15 protein-coding genes are annotated in these 18,464 nt (G+C 67.6%); 6 read left to right on the top strand and 9 right to left on the bottom strand.

What is annotated here, in order from left to right:
* The first annotated feature begins 21 nt into the window (after window positions 1–21).
* Window positions 22–543, top strand: coding sequence for a hypothetical protein (locus K3U94_RS04890; RefSeq protein ID WP_220695767.1), 522 nt, complete (start codon window positions 22–24; stop codon window positions 541–543).
* A gap of 2 nt (window positions 544–545) precedes the next feature.
* Here K3U94_RS04890 and pcrA read toward each other — a convergent pair whose 3' ends face one another.
* Window positions 546–2,873, bottom strand: a complete 2,328-nt coding sequence (gene pcrA, locus K3U94_RS04885; protein ID WP_220695766.1) for a DNA helicase PcrA — start codon at window positions 2,871–2,873, stop codon at window positions 546–548.
* 245 nt (window positions 2,874–3,118) lie between these two features.
* Between pcrA and K3U94_RS04880 the strand changes: the two genes are divergently transcribed.
* Both K3U94_RS04880 and pgi read left to right on the top strand, forming a co-directional pair.
* A complete protein-coding gene (locus K3U94_RS04880; RefSeq protein WP_047317450.1) occupies window positions 3,119–3,382 on the top strand; it encodes a chorismate mutase in 264 nt (87 codons plus the stop codon).
* Between the two features lie 34 nt (window positions 3,383–3,416).
* A complete protein-coding gene (gene pgi, locus K3U94_RS04875; RefSeq protein ID WP_220695765.1) occupies window positions 3,417–5,081 on the top strand; it encodes a glucose-6-phosphate isomerase in 1,665 nt (554 codons plus the stop codon).
* Window positions 5,082–5,491: 410 nt separating this feature from the next.
* Here the strand turns inward: pgi and K3U94_RS24055 are convergent, their stop codons facing one another.
* Window positions 5,492–5,614, bottom strand: coding sequence for a hypothetical protein (locus tag K3U94_RS24055; protein ID WP_267878347.1), 123 nt, complete (start codon window positions 5,612–5,614; stop codon window positions 5,492–5,494).
* A gap of 91 nt (window positions 5,615–5,705) precedes the next feature.
* On the opposite strand from K3U94_RS24055, the gene cysT reads away from it, so the two are divergent.
* Both cysT and cysW read left to right on the top strand, forming a co-directional pair.
* Entirely contained in the window at window positions 5,706–6,590 is an 885-nt protein-coding gene (gene cysT / locus K3U94_RS04870) for a sulfate ABC transporter permease subunit CysT (protein ID WP_220695764.1), read from the top strand.
* Window positions 6,587–7,417, top strand: coding sequence for a sulfate ABC transporter permease subunit CysW (gene cysW / locus K3U94_RS04865; protein ID WP_047317453.1), 831 nt, complete (start codon window positions 6,587–6,589; stop codon window positions 7,415–7,417). Before cysT ends, cysW begins: the two co-directional genes overlap by 4 nt.
* Window positions 7,418–7,434: 17 nt before the next feature.
* Here the strand turns inward: cysW and K3U94_RS04860 are convergent, their stop codons facing one another.
* Genes K3U94_RS04860 through K3U94_RS04850 form a run of 3 tightly spaced genes read right to left on the bottom strand, consistent with a single transcriptional unit; the run spans window position 7,435 to window position 11,438 of the window.
* Window positions 7,435–8,184 (bottom strand): SDR family oxidoreductase, encoded by a 750-nt coding sequence (locus K3U94_RS04860; protein WP_220695763.1) that lies wholly within the window; start codon window positions 8,182–8,184, stop codon window positions 7,435–7,437.
* Between the two features lie 48 nt (window positions 8,185–8,232).
* Complete coding sequence (locus K3U94_RS24275; RefSeq protein ID WP_220695762.1) at window positions 8,233–9,096, bottom strand: Fpg/Nei family DNA glycosylase; 864 nt, start codon at window positions 9,094–9,096, stop codon at window positions 8,233–8,235.
* 59 nt (window positions 9,097–9,155) lie between these two features.
* Window positions 9,156–11,438, bottom strand: a complete 2,283-nt coding sequence (locus tag K3U94_RS04850; RefSeq protein WP_230987423.1) for a cellulase family glycosylhydrolase — start codon at window positions 11,436–11,438, stop codon at window positions 9,156–9,158.
* Window positions 11,439–11,563: 125 nt separating this feature from the next.
* Here K3U94_RS04850 and K3U94_RS04845 point away from each other — a divergent pair, with 125 nt between their 5' ends.
* Entirely contained in the window at window positions 11,564–14,341 is a 2,778-nt protein-coding gene (locus tag K3U94_RS04845; protein WP_220695761.1) for an ATP-binding protein, read from the top strand.
* Between the two features lies 1 nt (window position 14,342).
* Here the strand turns inward: K3U94_RS04845 and K3U94_RS04840 are convergent, their stop codons facing one another.
* From K3U94_RS04840 to K3U94_RS04825, 4 genes are all read right to left on the bottom strand, one after another.
* A complete protein-coding gene (locus K3U94_RS04840; RefSeq protein WP_047317457.1) occupies window positions 14,343–14,744 on the bottom strand; it encodes a phage holin family protein in 402 nt (133 codons plus the stop codon).
* Window positions 14,745–14,769: 25 nt separating this feature from the next.
* The gene (locus tag K3U94_RS04835; RefSeq protein ID WP_047317458.1) at window positions 14,770–15,156 is read right to left on the bottom strand and encodes a hypothetical protein; all 387 of its coding nucleotides are present in this window, start codon (window positions 15,154–15,156) and stop codon (window positions 14,770–14,772) included.
* Window positions 15,157–15,371: 215 nt separating this feature from the next.
* Window positions 15,372–15,653 carry a hypothetical protein gene (locus K3U94_RS04830; RefSeq protein ID WP_047317459.1) on the bottom strand — a complete coding sequence of 94 codons (282 nt, stop codon included), beginning with the start codon at window positions 15,651–15,653 and terminating at the stop codon, window positions 15,372–15,374.
* Between the two features lie 54 nt (window positions 15,654–15,707).
* On the bottom strand, window positions 15,708–18,446 hold the full coding sequence (locus tag K3U94_RS04825) for an AAA family ATPase (protein WP_220695760.1): 2,739 nt from the start codon (window positions 18,444–18,446) through the stop codon (window positions 15,708–15,710).
* Window positions 18,447–18,464 lie beyond the last annotated feature (18 nt).

Raw genomic sequence — 18,464 nt, 5'->3', positions numbered from 1 at the left:
TGCAGTCGCCGCTAGCCTGGAATGGTGAGCGACCGCCACCATCCACCGACCGGCGTCAGTTCTCCCAGCCGCATCATCCGCCGGGCGCCCACCGGCGCCATCCCGATCGTCACCAACTCTGGGCGGATGCCGCCGGCCATCCAACCCACCCCAGCACCATTGCCGGTGCGATACCCGTCGGCCGGCGTCGCGATCGGCGTCTGCGTGCTCGCCCTCGTCGGCTGCTGGGCCACCTCGGTGGTGTCCACCGACCTGATCGCCAGCTGGTGGCACACCGACCGGCTGTTCTGCGTCGCGGTCGGCTTCTTGAGCCTGGTGTTTGCCGGGACGACGGTGTCCGGGGTGATCATGCTGCTGCTGCGGCGCCCGCTCGGCCGCTACCTGATCGCGGTCGGAGCCGTGGTCGCCCTGCTGACTTTCGGCAGCCTGTTCCTCGCGGGTGCCCGGGTGCCGGGGATCGTGCACGTCATCCCGGTCATCGAGGTCGCCACCGTCGCGGCGGCACTACACCCGGCCACCAGGCGCTGGGCGGAGAGCGGCTAAGGCTAGAGCTTGGTCACCGGCGCGTGGTTGTGCATCAGCTTGACCCGCCCGGAACTGCCGAAGTCGATCAGCGACATCGCCGACTCCCCCACCCCGGAGACTTCCTCCACCCGGCCCAGACCGTACTTGTCATGCGTCACCCGATCCCCCGGCGCCAGCACCAGCAGCGGCCGGTTGCTCGATCGGCTCGGTGCCGGCCGCGGTGCACCGAACCGGCCGGCGCCGCTGACCGGGGCGCTCGGTGATGCGGTGGCGTCCGTGCGCCGCCAGTCGATGAGCTGCTGGGGGATCTCCCGCAGGAATCGCGACTCCGGGTTCAACATGGGCTGGCCCCAGGACGAACGCACCTTGGCCCGGCTCAGGTACAGCCGTTGCCGCGCCCGGGTCAGGCCGACGTAGGCCAGCCGGCGTTCCTCGGACAGCTCGCGGGCATCCCCCAGCGAGCGCATGTGCGGGAACATGCCGTCCTCCCAGCCGACGACGAACACCACCGGGAACTCCAGCCCCTTGGCGGTGTGCAAGGTCATCAGGGTGACCATGCCGGCCCCGTGCTCGGGGATCTCGTCGGTGTCGGCGATCAGCGAGACCCGCTCCAAAAACGCCGCCAGCACCCCTACGTCGGGCACATCCTCCTCCTCGAGGGTGCCGTCCTGGTCGGCGAGCGCGTTGGCCCGGTCAATGCTGAATTCGTGTGCGACGCTGACGAGTTCGTTGATGTTGTCCAGCCGGGCCAGTTCCTGCGGGTCGGTGGAGGCCTCCAACTCGGCGCGGTAGCCGGTCCGGTCCAGCACCAGCTCCACCAGGCCGCCGAGGTCGTCGTCGCAGGTGTTCAGGTGCGCCCGCAGCTCCTCGAGCATCGCCACGAAAGCGGCGATCGCGTTCTGCGAACGGCTGTTGAGCATCGGTACACCGCCCTCGGCGGCGGCAGCCAGCGCGGCGGCGAACCCGGTGCCGGTGTTCTCCGCGTGCACCGACACGCACGCCTCCGCACGGTCGCCGATACCGCGGCGTGGGGTGTTGAGGATGCGCCGCAGGCTCACCGCGTCGCCGGGATTGTCGAGCACTCGCAGGTAGGCGATGATGTCGCGGATCTCTTTGCGTTCGTAGAAGCGCACGCCGCCAACGACTTTGTACGGGATGCCGCTCCGGATGAACACCTCTTCCAGCGACCGCGACGCGTTGTTGGTGCGGTAGAACACCGCGATGTCGCTGTAGTTGACGGTGCCCGCATCGGTCAGGGCGTCGATCTCCTGGGCGACGAAGCGTGCCTCGTCGTGTTCGTTGTCGGCGACGTAGCCGACGATCAGCTCGCCGTCGCCGGCGTCGGTCCACAGTCGCTTCTCCCGGCGCCCTGAGTTGTAGGCGATCACCGCGTTGGCTGCCGAGAGGATGTTCTGCGTGGAGCGGTAGTTCTGTTCCAGCAGGATGGTGGTCGCGTCGGGGTAGTCGCGTTCGAAATCCTCGATGTTGCGGATGGTGGCGCCGCGGAAGGCATAGATCGACTGGTCGGCGTCACCGACCACGCACAGTTCCGCCGGCGGGATGTCCGTGTCGGACTGCCCGCCTTCGACGGAACCGCCGTGCCCCGCAAGCTCGCGCACCAGCATGTACTGGGCGTGGTTGGTGTCCTGATACTCGTCGACCAGGATGTGCCGGAACCGGCGCCGGTAGTGCTGGGCGATCTCCGGGAACGCCTGCAGTATCGCGACCGTCTCGCCGATCAGGTCGTCGAAGTCCAGCGCGTTGGCCGACCGCAGCCGGCGCTGATACTCGGCGTAGACCGTGGCCACCACCCGGCTCAGGTCGTCGGAGTCCTCGGTGAGGTCGGCCAGTGCGCGGTCCGGGTCGATCAGTTCGTTCTTCAGGTTGGAGATGGCGCTGGCCAGCAGCCGCGGCGAGTGCCGTTTCACGTCCAGTCCCATGTCACGGCCGATCATCAACAGCAACCGCCGCGAATCGTCGGCGTCATAGATCGAGAAGTTCGAGTTCAGCCCGGGGACCACCGAGGCTTGGTTGCGCAGGATCCGCACACAGGTGGAGTGAAACGTCGACACCCACATCACCCGGGCCCGGGGTCCGACGAGGCTCGACACCCGCTCACGCATCTCGGCGGCGGCCTTGTTGGTGAAGGTGATCGCCAGGATCTGGCCCACCCCGACGTCGCGGGCGGCCAGCAGATAGGCGATGCGCCGGGTGAGCACCGCGGTCTTGCCCGAGCCGGCCCCGGCCACGATCAGCAGCGGCGAACCCTCGTGCAGCACGGCGCGGCGCTGCTGCGGGTTGAGCCCGTCGAGGAGGTGGTCGGTCTGCGGAGTGGCGTGCAAGCTCATAGCGTTCCCAACGTACCGCCGCCCGGCGACAGTCTTTGCGCTGGCACGGCCCTTAGTGGCAGACTCGGTTCGTGCTCGACATGCAGCGTCGATTTTTTTACGGGTACCGGTCAGCGGTGCCCGTGGTTTAGCTGCAACGCCAAGCCCCGCGGTCCGCTTCGCCGACCCGGGGCTCGTCTGTTGTGTGAGGCCGGATCGCCGATGGGACCAGAAACCACCAACAGCGAGAACCTGGAGTTTTGATCATGTCTGCCCAACCTCAACAGCTGCCCGACATCGACGAGCTGCGCCACGAGATCGACCGTCTGGATGCCGAGATCCTGGCCGCGGTGAAGCGCCGCGCCGAGGTGTCACAGGAGATCGGCAAGGCCCGGATGGCCTCCGGCGGCACCCGATTGGTGCACAGCCGCGAGATGACGGTCATCGAGCGTTACAGCGAGCTCGGCCAGGAGGGCAAGGACTTGGCCATGTTGCTGCTGCGGATGGGCCGCGGCCGGCTCGGCCACTAAGCCGGCCGCCGGGCCCCGCCGCTAGTGTCGGGGTATGAGCTCCGTTACCCAGATCCCGGACATCTCCACCACCCCGGCCTGGGAAGCGTTGCGCAAGCATCACCAGCAGATCGGCGACACCCACCTGCGTCAGTTCTTCGACGACGATCCCGAACGCGGCGCGCGGTTCACCGTCACCGTCGGTGATCTCTATATCGATTACAGCAAGCACCGCATCACCGCCGAGACCGTGCGGCTGCTGGTCGATCTGGCCCGGACGGCGGGCCTGGAGGACCGGCGCGACGCTATGTTCGCCGGGGTCCACATCAACACCTCCGAGGATCGGGCGGTGCTGCACACCGCGTTGCGGCTGCCGCGCAACGCCGATCTGCACGTCGACGGCCAGGATGTCGTCGCCGACGTCCACGCGGTGCTGGACGCGATGGGCGATTTCACCGATCGGCTGCGCAGTGGCGAATGGGTCGGTGCCACCGGGAAACGCATCAGATGCGTCGTCAACATCGGTATCGGCGGCTCGGACCTGGGCCCGGTGATGGTGGACCGGGCATTGCGCCATTACGCCGACGCCGGCATCTCGGCGCGGTTCGTCTCCAACGTCGACCCGGCCGACCTGACCGCGAAACTGGCCGGCTTGGATCCGGCCACCACGCTTTTCGTCGTCGCCTCCAAGACGTTTTCGACACTGGAGACACTGACCAACGCCACCGCGGCCCGCCGCTGGCTGACCGACGCGCTGGGCGACGCGGCCGTGTCCAAGCATTTCGTGGCGGTCTCCACCAACGCTGCGCTGGTCGAGGAGTTCGGCATCGATACCGCGAACATGTTCGGCTTCTGGGACTGGGTCGGCGGACGGTACTCGGTGGACTCGGCGATCGGGCTGTCGGTGATGGCCGTCATCGGCCGGGAGCGCTTCGCGGAGTTCTTGTCCGGCTTCCATATCGTCGACGAACACTTCCGCACCGCGCCTTTGGAATCCAACGCGCCGGCGCTGCTGGGCCTGATCGGGCTGTGGTACTCGAACTTCTTCGGCGCCCAGTCCCGCGCGGTGCTGCCCTACTCCAACGACCTGGACCGCTTCGCCGCCTACCTGCAGCAGCTCACCATGGAATCCAACGGCAAGTCGACCCGCGTCGACGGCACTGCCGTCAGCACCGACACCGGTGAAATCTATTGGGGCGAGCCGGGAACCAACGGCCAGCACGCGTTCTACCAACTGCTGCACCAGGGCACCCGGCTGATACCGGCCGACTTCATCGGCTTCTCCCAACCGGTCGACGACTTGGCCACCGCGGACGGCACGGGCAGCATGCACGACCTGTTGATGAGCAACTTCTTCGCCCAGACCCAAGTGCTGGCGTTCGGCAAGAGCGCCGAAGAGATCGCCGCCGAAGGCACATCCCCAGATGTCGTGCCGCACAAGGTCATGCCCGGCAACCGCCCGACCACCTCCATTCTGGCTACCCAGCTCACCCCCTCGGTGCTGGGCCAGTTGATCGCGCTCTACGAACACCAGGTGTTCACCGAGGGCGTGGTGTGGGGGATCGACTCGTTCGACCAGTGGGGCGTGGAGCTGGGCAAGACGCAGGCCAAGGCGCTGCTGCCGGTGCTCACCGAGGACGCCGCCCCACCGCGCCAGACCGACAGCTCCACCGACGCGCTGGTGCGCCGGTATCGGGTGGAGCGGGGCCGGGCGAGCTAGACCCGGGCTGGGGCATTTCTCTCACCCTGACTTTTTCCGGCAGCCACCGCCGTCGGTTCGCCGAGCAGCGCAACCGGCCGGCAGCAGCACCGTGCCGCAGCGGCGTCACCGCGATCACACCGATGAGCGTCACGGCGGCACGCAGCGACCCGGGCCCGGCACTGCGGGAAGCACGTGCCGAGTCGAATCAGCGCTGTTCATAACAGGTTTCGCACCAGAATCCGGCACAGGCGACGACCACCCCGCAACAGTCGCGCAGCTGAGCCCAGGACCACCGCTTCCCGGGGCGCCAGGTTGACCCGCCGACCGGCTTAGGCGGCCGCAACGAAAAGTCGATGGCCGTCCGTTGAATTCCGGCCGGGAAACCTATCGCGGCACGACAAAGATTTCGGCGTCCAGGTTTCCTTAAGCTACGCGCCATGCAGATGCCAACCCGTGTTGGGCAGAGCGCCGCAACGGCGTTCGGCCGCCACCGCGGCGCCCGCCGCGGTGTCGCGGGCGTTCTGCACTGTTGTCGCTGACTCCCCCGCCACTTGCTAATTCTCGGTAGTCACTCTCGGTGACCGGTGCCGAACATCTCGGGCATTGGAAGGCCAGCATGCATTCTTCTTTCGGATCCACCCGATGACAGTCGCGACTCCACTGAAGCCGACTCAGCGAGTCCGACCCGGCACGGAGGTGCGGGACTCTGCGGCGGCCCTCTCAGCCATTCCGAGCCGATCCGTCATCACCCCGCTTCGGATCGGGGTGACCACGCTGTGGCTGTCGGTGATCGTGCTGCTGCCGTTGGTCGCCATCGCCTGGCAAGCCGGCGGCAGGGGTTGGGAAGGTTTCCGGCTGGCCGTCACCTCGCATGCCGCACTCGAGTCGTTCCGCGTCACCCTGACGATCTCGGTCCTGGTGACCGTGCTCGACGTGGTGTTCGGTCTGGCGACCGCCTGGGTGTTGGTGCGCGATGACTTCGTCGGAAAAGGCGTGATCGATGCGCTGATCGATCTACCGTTCGCGCTGCCGACCATCGTCACCAGCTTGGTGATGCTCGCCCTGTACGGCAACTCCAGTCCGATCGGCATTCATCTGCAGCACACTCCGCCCGGGGTGGCGATGGCACTGGCCTTTGTCACGTTGCCGCTGGTGGTCCGCGCCGTCCAGCCGGTGCTGCTGGAGATCGACCGGGAGGTCGAGGAGGCAGCCGCAGCCCTCGGAGCGACGCGCCTGACCACCTTCAAGACGGTTGTGCTGCCGTCGCTGCAACCGGCGTTGTTGACCGGTGCCGGGCTTGCGTTCTCGCGTTGCGTCGCCGAATTCGGCTCGGTCGTGACGATCGGTGGTGCCGTTCCGGGCAAGACCGAGGTGTCGTCTCAGTGGATCCGCGCACTGGTCGAGAACGATGACCACACCAGCGCGGCGGCGATTTCGATGGTGTTGTTGGCGATCTCGTTCGCTGTGCTGGTGGTCTTGCGGACCGTCGGCGGGCGTGCGGCCAAGCGCGAGGAGGAGGCCGAGTGACGTCGCGGTTGGAGAAGCGCCATCTCCTGCGCATCACCGTCTTGACCTATATCGGCGTCATGCTGATCGCTCCGGTGTCGGTGATTCTGTACCGAACGTTTCAGCCTGGGTTTGGCCACTTTTGGGCCTGGGTGAGCACTCCCGCGGCCGTCTCTGCGCTGAAACTGTCGTTGCTACTGGTGGCCATCGTGGTGCCGCTCAACGCATTGTTCGGTGTTTCGACGTCGATCCTGCTGGTGCGCAACAAATTCCGGGGGCGATCAACGCTTCAGGCGATCCTCGACCTGCCGTTTGCGGTCTCACCCATTATCGTCGGCGTCGCCCTGATCGCACTGTGGGGATCATCGGGGGCTCTGGGATTCGTCGAGAACAACCTGGGATTCAAGATCATCTTCGGGCTGCCCGGCATGGTGCTGGCCAGCATCTTCGTCACCCTGCCGTTCGTGGTGCGCGAGGTCCAGCCGGTGCTCGTGGAGATCGGAATCGAACAGGAGCAGGCTGCCGCGACGCTGGGTTCCAATGCGTGGCAGACACTTTGGCGGGTCACACTGCCGTCGATCCGGTGGGGACTGACCTACGGCATCGTCTTGACCACTGCGCGCACACTCGGGGAGTTCGGTGCGGTGATCATGGTGTCGTCGAACCTACCGGGCCAGTCGCAGACCCTGACGTTGTTGGTCAACGACCGCTACCACCGGGGGGCTGAGTACGGCGCCTACGCCGTGTCCACCCTGCTGATGGGCGTAGCCGTTGCGTTCTTGATCGCCAAGGCGGTCCTGCTGATCTACCGCAAGCGAGCCAAGGCCCTGGATTGGGTGACCCGCTGAGCCGAGCATGACTCCGCTCAGGCGAAGCGTTTGGTGTACCGCGGAGGCATGCGGCGCAGCAGCCATACCAGCGGGGCCCACGGCCAGGGCGGGACCACGGCCCGGCCGGTTTCGCGTTCGATGGCACGCACCATGGCCTTGACCCCGGATTCGTTGTCCACCATCAACAGGGTGGATGCCGACTTGGCGGTCATCTCCGATTCGATGTAGCCCGGCTCCAGCACCGTGACCTTGATCGGGCCCCGCGAGTACTCCGCGCGCAGCGACTCGCCCAGCGACGACACCCCGGCCTTGCTGGCGGCGTAAGCCGCCTTGACGCCCGGAACGCCCTTGTTGCCCAATACCGACGAGATCAGCACCAGGTGGCCGCTGCCGGCGGATTTGAACATCTCCAGCGCGCTCTCGATCTGCACCAGCGCGGCGACCAAGTTCGTTTCAACGGTCGCCTTGTTGGCCCACAGCTTGCCGGATCCGAGCGGAGCGCCCTTGCCGATGCCGGCATTGACGATCACCCGGTCAATTCCGCCCAGTTCGGCGGCGAACTGGTTGAACACCTTGGGAATTTCGTCGTGGTCATTCACGTCGAGGGCAGCCACCGCCACCTTGATCCCCGGAAACTTGTCTGTGAGTTCGGCTTTCAGTTCATCAAGCCGGTCCGTCCGGCGGGCGCACAGGGCCAGGTCACGTCCCTGTGCAGCGAAAACGCGGGCCATGCCGGCACCCAGTCCTGAACTGGCACCAGTGATGAGGATTTTCTGACGGGTCACCAGGGCAGCTTAACGGCGGTCGCAGGCTGTCGAAGACACGTCGAAGAATTACTTGAGCAGTCGCGACATCCGTCGGTCGGCCAGCACCTTGCCGCCGGTCTGGCAGGTCGGGCAGTACTGAAATGACTTATCGGCGAAAGATATTTCCCGAACAGTGTCAGCGCACACCGGGCACGGCAGACCGGTTCGGGCGTGTACGCGCAGACCGGAACGCTTCTCTCCCTTCAAGGTGGCGGCCTGTTGGCCGACCGAGCGGGTGACGGCGTCGGTCAGCACGGCGTGCATGGCTTCGTGCAGTGCGGTCAGCTGATCTGCCGACAATTTGCCGGCGGTGGCGAACGGCGACAATCGCGCGGTGTGCAGGATCTCGTCGCTGTAGGCGTTGCCGATTCCGGCGATCACCTTCTGATCGGTCAGGACGTTTTTGATCCGGCCGGTATTGCCGGCCAGCAGTCCGGCCAGCTCATCGGCATTGATCGCCAGCGCATCCGGCCCCAGTGTGGCGATGCCCGGCACCTTCGCCGGATCGTCGACCAACCAGACCGCCAGCCGTTTCTGGGTGCCGGCTTCGGTCAGGTCGAAGCCGGGAGCCTGCCCCGGGACGCCCAAGTGCACCCGCAGCGCGATCGGGCCCTTACCCGGTCGCAGTGGCGCGGCCGCCAGCTGATCCGACCAGCGCAGCCAGCCCGCCCTGGACAGATGCGCGATCAAAAACAGCTCACCGGCCTGCAACCCCAGATACTTGCCCCAGCGGTGCGCGCCGGTCACCTGCTGGCCGTGCAACGCCGTCGGCGGCGGGTCGAAAGTCTTGAGCACCGACAGCGCCGCCACGTCGATCCGGCCGATGGTGCAACCGACGGCGTGCCGACGCAGATGATCGGCGAGTGCTTCGACCTCGGGCAGCTCCGGCATGCACCCGAGTCTGCCTGTTTCCCGCACGACGTGCCCGACTCTTTCGCCGGACGCGGCCCCTATCCCGTCGCCGCGGCGGGGCTCACCACCACCGAGACCGTGGCGGCGCCGGCGTCGGAGGCGACAGCCAGTTGAGCGGCGTTGGTCGCCGAGACGACGTGCCCGCCGCTGATCACGACGTCATAGCCGTCGGGGTAGGCGAGCGCGGGCACCGAGATGGTGGTAATGGAGCCCTCGGCAAAGCTGCCCGACCCGTTCGCCATCGCGGTGGAATAGCTGAAGTGCAGGGAGCCGTCGACCATTGACCAGGCTGTTGGGGTGCCCGAAACCAGCTGCGGGTACGGCTCGGCCAACAGGGCCAACTTCGCGGCGTCTACGTTGTCGCCGGTCGGCGCCACCGCGGGGTCGTGGACCAGCCACCCGTGGCCGCCCCCGGTGGTGGTGATGTCGCCCCGGTCGCTGTACTCCCACTCGGTCCACCCGATGAAGTTCTTGTCGGCGGCTCCCATGGTCGCGCCGATGGTGTCCAAGCTGCCGCCGGATCCGAATTCGCTCATGAACGACGGGATGCCGTGGGCGTTCGCGTACACCATGGCGTTGTGCACGGGTATATCGGCCAGCGGCCCGACATAGCCGAGGTAGTTGTGGAACGAGAAGACGGTGTTGGGATCGGCGACCGTGCCCAAGCTGATGGGGAACGCCAAGCCGTTGATGACCGCGGGCTCGAAGAAGACCGGGGTGTGCGGGTCGACGGCCCGGATCGCGGCGTCCACCTGGTTGTAGAACGGGGTCAGTTGCTGGGTGCCGAAGTGCGGGCTGAACAGGCTCGCCAGGGTCTGTGAACCCGCGGCGGGTTCGTTCATGACCCCGTAGCCGGCGACTCCGGGGTTGCCCTTGAAGTAGTCGGCCACGTGCTCCCACATCAGCGCGTAATGGTTCTGCAACCCGACCTGGTCGGGTGCGTGCGAGTTGGACCAGAACGCATCCCAGGCGTGGTTGCTCGCGGGATTGAGCAATCCGTTGAGCAGGAAACCGAAGTCGAGGTTGGGCAGACCGCCGTCCTGTGCCGCCCAGTCGGGGGCGCCTTCGCCGGCGAACTTGGCGCCGTAGTCGTCCTGGTGCATGTCGAGGATGGCGGTGATGCCGTGGTTGTGCAGGATCTGCACGGTCTGGGCGATCGACGCGAGGTAGGCGTCGTCGAAGACACCGGGTTGCGGCTCCACGCCGGCCCAGATGACCCCCAGTCGCACCACATTGAACCCGTTGTCGGCGAGGAAGGCCGCGTCGTCGTCGCCGAATCCGATCGCCGAGGGTTCATAGGGCGCCAGCTTGTACACCTCGTTGAGGCCGTGCAGGATGACGACCCGCCCGTCAGCATCGGTTATCCAGCCGCCCGCGCTGGCCAAAGCCGCCGGGCCCACCGGGTCCCGGGTGGGATCGGCGCCGAAGTGGCCGGCCGCGCCGTGGATGCCCAGCGCGCTGCCGTTGCCGCCCGCACCGCCCAACGCCGGCAAGCCCGTGGAAGGCCCGCCAACTCCGCTAGCGCCACCGTCACCGCCGTGTCCGCCGCTGCCCAGCAGCCCGGTGCCGTCGCCGCCGTCACCGCCATGGGAGCCGTCAGCCCCGCTGCCGCCGGCACCGCCCGCACCGCCGATCCCGAACAGCAGCCCGGCCGCGTGGCCGCCGGCACCGCCGACACCCCCGGTCCCGCCCGACGCGTCACCACCGGCGCCGCCAGTCCCGCCGATACCCATGAACACGCCGCCCGCTCCACCGGCACCGCCGGCTGCTCCCGCGCCGCCGGCACCGCCGATACCCCCGTTGCCGAGCAGTCCCGCCGCTCCTCCCGTACCGCCGGCCGCCTGGGCATTGGTGCCGGCATAGCCGGCCCCGCCGTCACCGAACAGCCAGCCGCCCGCATAACCGTCGACGTGCTGGGCCGTGCCGTCGGCTCCGTCGGCGATCATGGGCCCGAGACCGACCGCCTCGCTGAGCTGGTTCAGCCCGTCCAGCAGCGGGGTGAGCGTCGCGCTGTGTATCCAGTTCTCGATGTCGGTGTGCAGTGGGGTGTAGATGTTCTGGTCGAACCACGCGGTCGCATCAAATGCGGATGCGTCGCCACTACCGGGCCAGCCCAGGTCCGCGAAGGCCGCTTCCCAATGGGCGGAGTCGAAGAAGGCGTCCCAGGACGCGGGCGTCGCCAACGCGTCCCAGTCGGCACTGTTGCTCGCCGCGTAGATCAACGGCGCCAGCGCCTGATCGAGCAGCTCGTCGACAACATCGGCGTGCACCGCCGGCGCCATCATGACCAAGTCCAGCAGTGCCGCAACAGCCGCGGTCACGCCAACGCGAGTCATCTCGGACGGCCCCCCACCCACTGAAAAGAAGATTAGATTCAGCTTAGGGGAACGTTACGCCGGTCGCATTCGATGTCAACGGGTTCCGCAGGCCGCCGTTCGTTGCGACCATGTTGATCGTGTTGGGAGGGTTGGCGGGGAGGGAATCCGAAGTCCGCGCGATATCGGATTTTCTTGCGTGCATTGCGGACGGCCCAGCGGGGTTGATGCTGGAGGGTGAGCCCGGCATCGGAAAGACGTCCTTACTGGTTGACGCCACCGACCAAGCTCTGGCACGAGGGTTTCAGGTGTTGGCGGCACGCGGTTCGCCTGCCGAAGTCAGCTATGCGTATTCCGCGGTGGCTGATCTGTTGAGCGATGTCGACGACGCGGCGTTGGCTCAGTTGCCCGACATACATCGCCTGGCCCTGGGTCGCGCGCAGCTGGGCGATGTCGCCGCCGGCCCGGTTACCGACGAACGCGTGGTCGCAACGGCCTTCTTGTCGGTGATCGAGCGCCTCAGCGCCCAGGAGCCCGTCTTGCTGGCAGTCGATGATGCGCAATGGCTGGATCGCTCCAGCACGGCGGTGATCAGCTATGCCGCCCGCCGACTCAGCGGACGAGCCGGAATGCTGGCCACGGTCCGCATCGGGGAACCGGACTCGCTCGATATGCAGTCGCGGCTGCAGTTCCGCCGGCCGGAGGCCCTCACCCGGCTGCGCATCCGACCGCTGCCCCTGGGCGGTCTGCACGCGCTGATCGCCGCGCGGTTGGGGCATACCCTGCCGCGCCCGACGATCACCCGGATCCATGACATCTCCGGCGGCAACCCGTTCTTCGCCCTCGAACTGGCGGCCCGCACGGTGACCGGCGAATCCGATGCCATCGTCGATCTGCCGGACACGTTGTCGGCGTTGGTGCGTGGCCGGATCGGGGACGCCGACGACGAGGAGTCCACGGTATTGCTGGCAGCGGCGTCCACGGCGGCGCCGACCGTCGAACTGATCGCCCAAGGCGCCGGCTTGACCGAGGCCCGCGTCGTCGAGTTGCTGGACTCGGCGGCAAGCCGCGCCATCGTCGGTCTTGACGGGAACCGGGTGCGGTTCACCCATCCGCTGTTCGCCACCGGCGTCTACACCGGCGCCACGCCCGCGCGCCGGCGGGCCATGCACCGCCGGCTCGCCGACGTCATCGATCAGCCCGAGATCAAAGCACGCCATCTGGCCCTGTCCGCGACCAGTGGCGACCAGCTCACCCTCTCGGCGCTCGACGCGGCCGCCGAATCCACATCCGCGCGCGGCGCACCGGCCGTCGCCGCCGAATTGATCGAGCTGGCAATCAAATTGGGCGGCGACACCCCGCAGCGACGCATCCGCGCCGGGGAGCTGCAGTTCCGCGCGGGATCGCTGGTTGCCGCACGCCGGCATCTGCAGACGAGCTTGCAGGACACGCCCCCGGGGGTGCTGCGGTCGATGGCGTTGATGTGGTTGGGCGCGGTGCGGGGGTACGACGACGACACAGTGGGTTCCGCCGAGACGATGGCCGCGGCGGCCGATGAGGCCGGCGACAACGCGGCGTTGCGGCTGCTGTGCCTGCTGCGGATGATTCTGCCGCTGGCCATGCTCGACCGTCTCGGCGATGCCGTCGCGCGTGCGCAGGAGGCCGTCGCCCTCGCCGACCAGCTCGGCGTGCCGAACCTGCGGAGCCAGGCGCTGTCGATCTTGGTTTTCGCCAAGTTCGCCCGCGGACTCGGTGAGGACCGCGAAGCCCTGCGGCTTGCGCTGGAGCTGGAGGATCCACACGGTGGCGCCACCACCTGGTTTCGGGCCAGTGGCGTGGCGGCGATGATGCCCGCCTACCGCGGTGACCTCGACCTCGCGCTGACTCGGATGCGGGCGTTACAGCAGCAGCTGCGCGTTGGCGGCACCGAGGTGGACATCCTCTGGGCGGCCGTTCGGATATCGATGATCGCGCTGTGGGCGGGCCGCTATCCGGAGGCCGATGCTGCGGCACGGGACGCGGTGGAGCGCGCCGAGCAGATGGACGCGCGGCTGGCGTTGGTCACCGCCTGGACGGTCCAGGCCGCGGTTGCGGCATACACCGGCCGCGAAGTCGAAGCGCGCGACGCGGTGGCGGCCGCGATCGCTACCTCCGGTCGGATCGGCGCCCCGCTGTTGGCCAAAGAGCCCAGCCTGATCCTGGGCTTCCTCGAGGTCTCACTCGAGAACTATCCGGCGGCGCTGGCGGTGCTGCAGCCCCTGCTCGACGGATTCCGCACCGCCCCCAGCTGCGGCATTCAGGGTGGCGGATATCTCCCCGACGCCATCGAAGCGCTGGCCGCTCTGGGCCACCTCGACGACGCCGAGCACCTGATCGAGACGCTCGAGGAGCACGGCACTGCCCATGATTGGCCTTGGACGCTCGCCGTGGCTGCACGCGGACGCGCCCAGGTGTTAGCGGCCCGCGGCGAGTTGCCGGCCGCGCTCGAGGCCCTCGATCGGGCGATGACGCATCATGCGCGGCTGCCGATGCCCTTCGAGCGGGCCCGCACCCAGCTGCTGCTGGGCACGGTGCAGCGCCGACGACGCCGCCACCCAGGCGCCACGGCGAGTCTGCGTGAGGCGCTGCAGACTTTTGAACAGCTCGGCGCCCCGTTGTGGGCGGCGCGAGCAAAAGCCGAATTGCGCCGCATCGATCAGGCCCAGGGCGACAGCACAACCTTGACGGCCTCCGAGCAGCGGGTGGCGGCGCTCGCGGCGGACGGCATGTCCAACAAGCAGATCGCCGCGCAGCTGTTCATCTCGGCCAAGACCGTCGAAATGAATCTGAGCCGGATCTACCGCAAACTGGGCATCCGCTCGCGTGCCGGGTTGTCCGCGGCCCTGGCGTCAGTCCGCGACGCGGACTGACTTACCTGGCGATGCGACCGGCGTCGCGCAGCACCAGCGACAACACCCAGCCCACCAGCGAGAGCACGATCGCGGCCCAGATGGCGTCCCACCAGAAATCGGCGATGTAGAGACCCCAGTGCTTGGCGGTCTTGTCGGTGATCCACGCGGTGATCCACAGCATCAGTGCATTGACCACGATGTGGAACAGGCCGAGGGTGACGATGTACAGCGGTATCGACAGCAGCTGCACCACCGGTTTGATGAAGGCGTTCACCAGCCCGAAGATCAAGGCGATGACGAAGATGATGCCCACCCGTTGCAGCGTGGTGTCGCCGCCGACGATCTCGACCCCAGGAACGATCTGGGTGACGATCCACAAGGCGAGTCCGGTCAGTGCGGCGCGAAGCAGGAATGGTCCCATGGGCGCAAAACTACTCGGTGCGGCGTCAGTGCGGGGTAAGTCCGTAGACGTAGTAGCACGGCTCAGCGCGTTGCCCCGGTCCCGTCGCCAGACCGGGCGACCACATGGTCGGCACGCCGTTGACCACCCAGCAGTTCTTGTCGGACAGGTCGATGGCCTTCTTAGCCTGATCGTTACCCTGGTTCGCCTCTTGCAATGCCTTGTTCGCGCGGTCCGCGCCCTGCTTCGTCTCGTCGATGACGCGCTGGGCTATGCCCGCACCCTGGTCCTGCTCCTGGTCCTGCTCCAGCTGGCATTGCAAGTCTTTCTCGTCACAGGCGGGCGGGTCGTCGGCGCCGGCGATCGGCGCCCAGCCCAGCAGGGCGGCGCCCGCGATGGCCACCACGGAAGCCTTGCGGCGGCGATTCAGCATGACCAGTCCCCTTTGATCGAGTCTCATCGCCGACGCTAGCCCGCCGGCCGAACGCAGCGATACAGGGATTTCCCTGGCATCGGGGCGCAAAATGTCTGGTGTGTCGGGTGGGTTGGCAAGGCCACCCTGTTGGCACATCCCGCGCGGCTGTCCGCCGCGTTGGCGGCGACCGGGATTGCCGACCGTCCCTGATATGGCCGGCAGGGGTTAGGTGGCTAGCCGGTGGCGCCGATGCGGGCCCACACCCCGGTGGTGATCCGGTCGATATGCCATCCGGCCTGCCGGCACACCGTCACCACGGAATCCACGGACTCCGCGGAGAACACCCCGAACAGGGTTTCGTCGCTGGGCGCGGTCAACGCCACCAGCAGCTTCACCCGTGCGGCGGTCGCGGGGGCGGTCAGCCGGTCAATGGCTGCTTCGACGGCCGATTCCATCAGGTCGGGTTGATACCACTCGACCAGGAAGCACTGACGCGTGGACTCGCTGTCGCCCATGCGCCCGACGTTAACGACAGTGGCACCGAATGGAACCAGGGTTTTCCCTGGACTTCACCCTGGGCTGAGCGCGGCGGACAATCCGGCGCGGGAACGGATCCCCAGCTTGCGGTACACGCTGGACAGATTCATCTCCACCGTCTTGGCGGCAATGAACAACTCGGCGGCGATCTGCTTGTTCGACAATCCGACCGCCGCCAGCTCGGCGACGCGCCGCTCGGCGGCGGTCAGCCCGGCCCCCGCACCGACCGGGCCCGCCAGGCGCGCCACCTCCGCCCGCGTCCGATCCGCCCACAGCGGCGCGCCGATACGTTCGAAGGTGTCCAGCGCCTCCCGCAGCGTCGCCTCGGCGGCCTGCTTACGGCGGCGCCGACGCTGCAGCGCACCCAGCACCAGCTGGGAGCGGGCCAGCTCGAAGGGCATCGGCAGCCGGTCATGGTGTGCCAGGGCGTCCTCGGCGGCCTTCTCAGCGGCCTCCAATTCACCCCGGGCGGCCAGCAGGTGAGCCCGCCCCCGGGCGCCGACGGCCAACATCCACGGCCGGTCGTGGCGAACGCCGTTACATTCCAGGGCGGCGACCAGCGGTTCGGCCTGATCGAGGCGCCCCAACGCGGTCAACGCCTCGATCGCATCGGGAAGATAGCCCCCGATCGTGATCTCGGTGTCATGGTCCGGGTCGAACGCGGCCAACAGCGGCTCCAACACCGTGACCGCTGCTGCGAAATCACCCAATGACACCTCAAGAAATCCCAGGGTCGCCGTCGCCGAAGCCGCGTTCATCACATCTCCGACGGCACGGGCCATATCGATCGCCGAATGCGCGGCCGAGCGAGCATCGTTGACGCATCCGGTATGGGCGGCCACGGCAGCCTGACGGGCCCACGCGAACACCAGCACCATCTTGGCGCCCATCTGCTCGGCGCGCCGCACGGTCTCATCGGCGATAGCCCTCGCTTCGGTGTAACGGCCCAACCACAGCTCATTCATGGTGGCGTGATCGGCGACCCAGAGGATGTCGATCTCGGTCCCGGTCGCGAGGACCCGCTGCTGGACGGCACCGATCTGCTTCTGCGCCTCGTCCAGGTCCCCCGTCCAGGAGCGAATCACCGGTGCGGCGGCGCTGGCGTGGTAGCCCACTGCCGCACTGCTGGCCGGATCTTCCAGATCCCGCGCCAGCTCCAGAGCTGCCTCGTCCACTCCGAGGCCGTGCATGAAGCGGACAATCGCCTGCGTCGTCAACGCCTGGCTGTGCAGGGCGGGAATGCCAAGCTGCTCGGCTTGGGCCACGGTGATGCGGGCCTGGCCAACGGATTCCTTCAGATTTCGTGTCAACGCAACGATCGGCACCAGGAGCAATCTGGCGCGAAGCTGCAGCACCGGGTTATCGGCGGCTTGGTCGACGGCCTGGGTCAGCAAATCCGCTGCGGTCGACAAACTGCTGTCGTAGCCGGTGACGGCAGCCAGGGCGATCAACGCCATGCAGCGCAACCCGCTCGGCTCCGGCAAAGCATCCAACGTCGATTGCAGGTGGGCGCGTGCCGGTGCGACCGCACCGGAACGGAAGTGCTGTTCGGCGGCCCGCATCCGCCGAAGGGGAGTGTCGTCGCCGAGTTTGATGGCCAGCTCCAACAACTCGGCAGCCACCGCCGGTGCGCCGCGCGCCACGGTGGCCTCGACCCCGGCATCAAGGGCTGCCAGGGTGTCCGGATCACTGGTGGTCGCCGCCAACGCCAGATGCCGGGCCGTCAGCTCGGGTTCCTCAACGATGCCAGCCAGTCGCCGATGTATCACCCGGCGCGCAGCCGGTCCGGCCGAACTGTAGACACCGGAGGCGAACAACGGATGGCGGAACCGGACTCGGTCACCGTCGACCTCGGCCACCCCGCCGGCCTGTCCGGATTCGACCACCTCCACCACCCGCTCGGGCGTGATACCGACGGCCTTACCGACCCGCTGCACGGTCGGCGACGCGGCACACGCGGCGGCCAGCAGCACCGCGCCGACCTCCTCGTCGAGGTCAGCGATGTGGTCGTGCACCAGCGCGGCGAGCGTGTCGGGCAGACCACCCGCCGCCCGGGCCGGGTCCTCGGCGATGAACCGCGCCAGCTCGAGTGCGAAAAACGGGTTGCCACCAGATATTTCGTAAATCCGAGTGATCACCGGGCGCGGCAAGGCGTGACCCAGCCGTGCCGACACCAGAGCGTGCACGCCGCCCAGGGGCAGCGGAGCTACCGGTAGATGCGTGATCATGTCGGGGCGCGAAGCGCTCAGCCAGCTCATGTCGACGGAGTCCGCCACACCGGTCCGAACGGCGACAATCAGCCCGGTGCAGCCGGTGAGCCGTCGTGCCGCGAACCCGATCACCGCCCGACTGGAGGCGTCCAACCACTGAGTGTCGTCGATGCAGAGCAAGACCGGCCTGTCCGAACTCAACCGGCGGATCACGGCCAGGAACGCGGAGGCCACCATCCGCTCGTTGCCGGCGGGCCCGTCGCTGCCACCAAGCAGAACGTGCTCAAGCGCGGCGCGCTGCGCCTCAGGCAGTTCAGCCAACACCGGGCCGTCGACGAAGGCCAACAGATCAGCCACCGCGGCGTAGGCATAGCTGACCTCGGCTGGGGCCCCCGAAGCGGAGAGCACCCGGAACCCGCGTGCCGATGCGGCCTGGGTGGCGTCCGACAGGATGGTGGACTTGCCGATACCCGCTTCACCCTCGACCACCAGGATGGTGGGTTCGCCCAACGCACGCTCCAGGAAGTCGCGCACCGCCGCCGACTCCGAGTTGCGAGCCACCAAACCTGAAACCACAGC

This window comes from Mycolicibacter heraklionensis (genome assembly GCF_019645815.1).
Classification (GTDB): Bacteria; Actinomycetota; Actinomycetes; order Mycobacteriales; family Mycobacteriaceae; genus Mycobacterium; species Mycobacterium heraklionense.
Note: the sequence above shows the minus strand (reverse complement) of the source record. Positions and strands in the feature narration are given on the sequence as shown.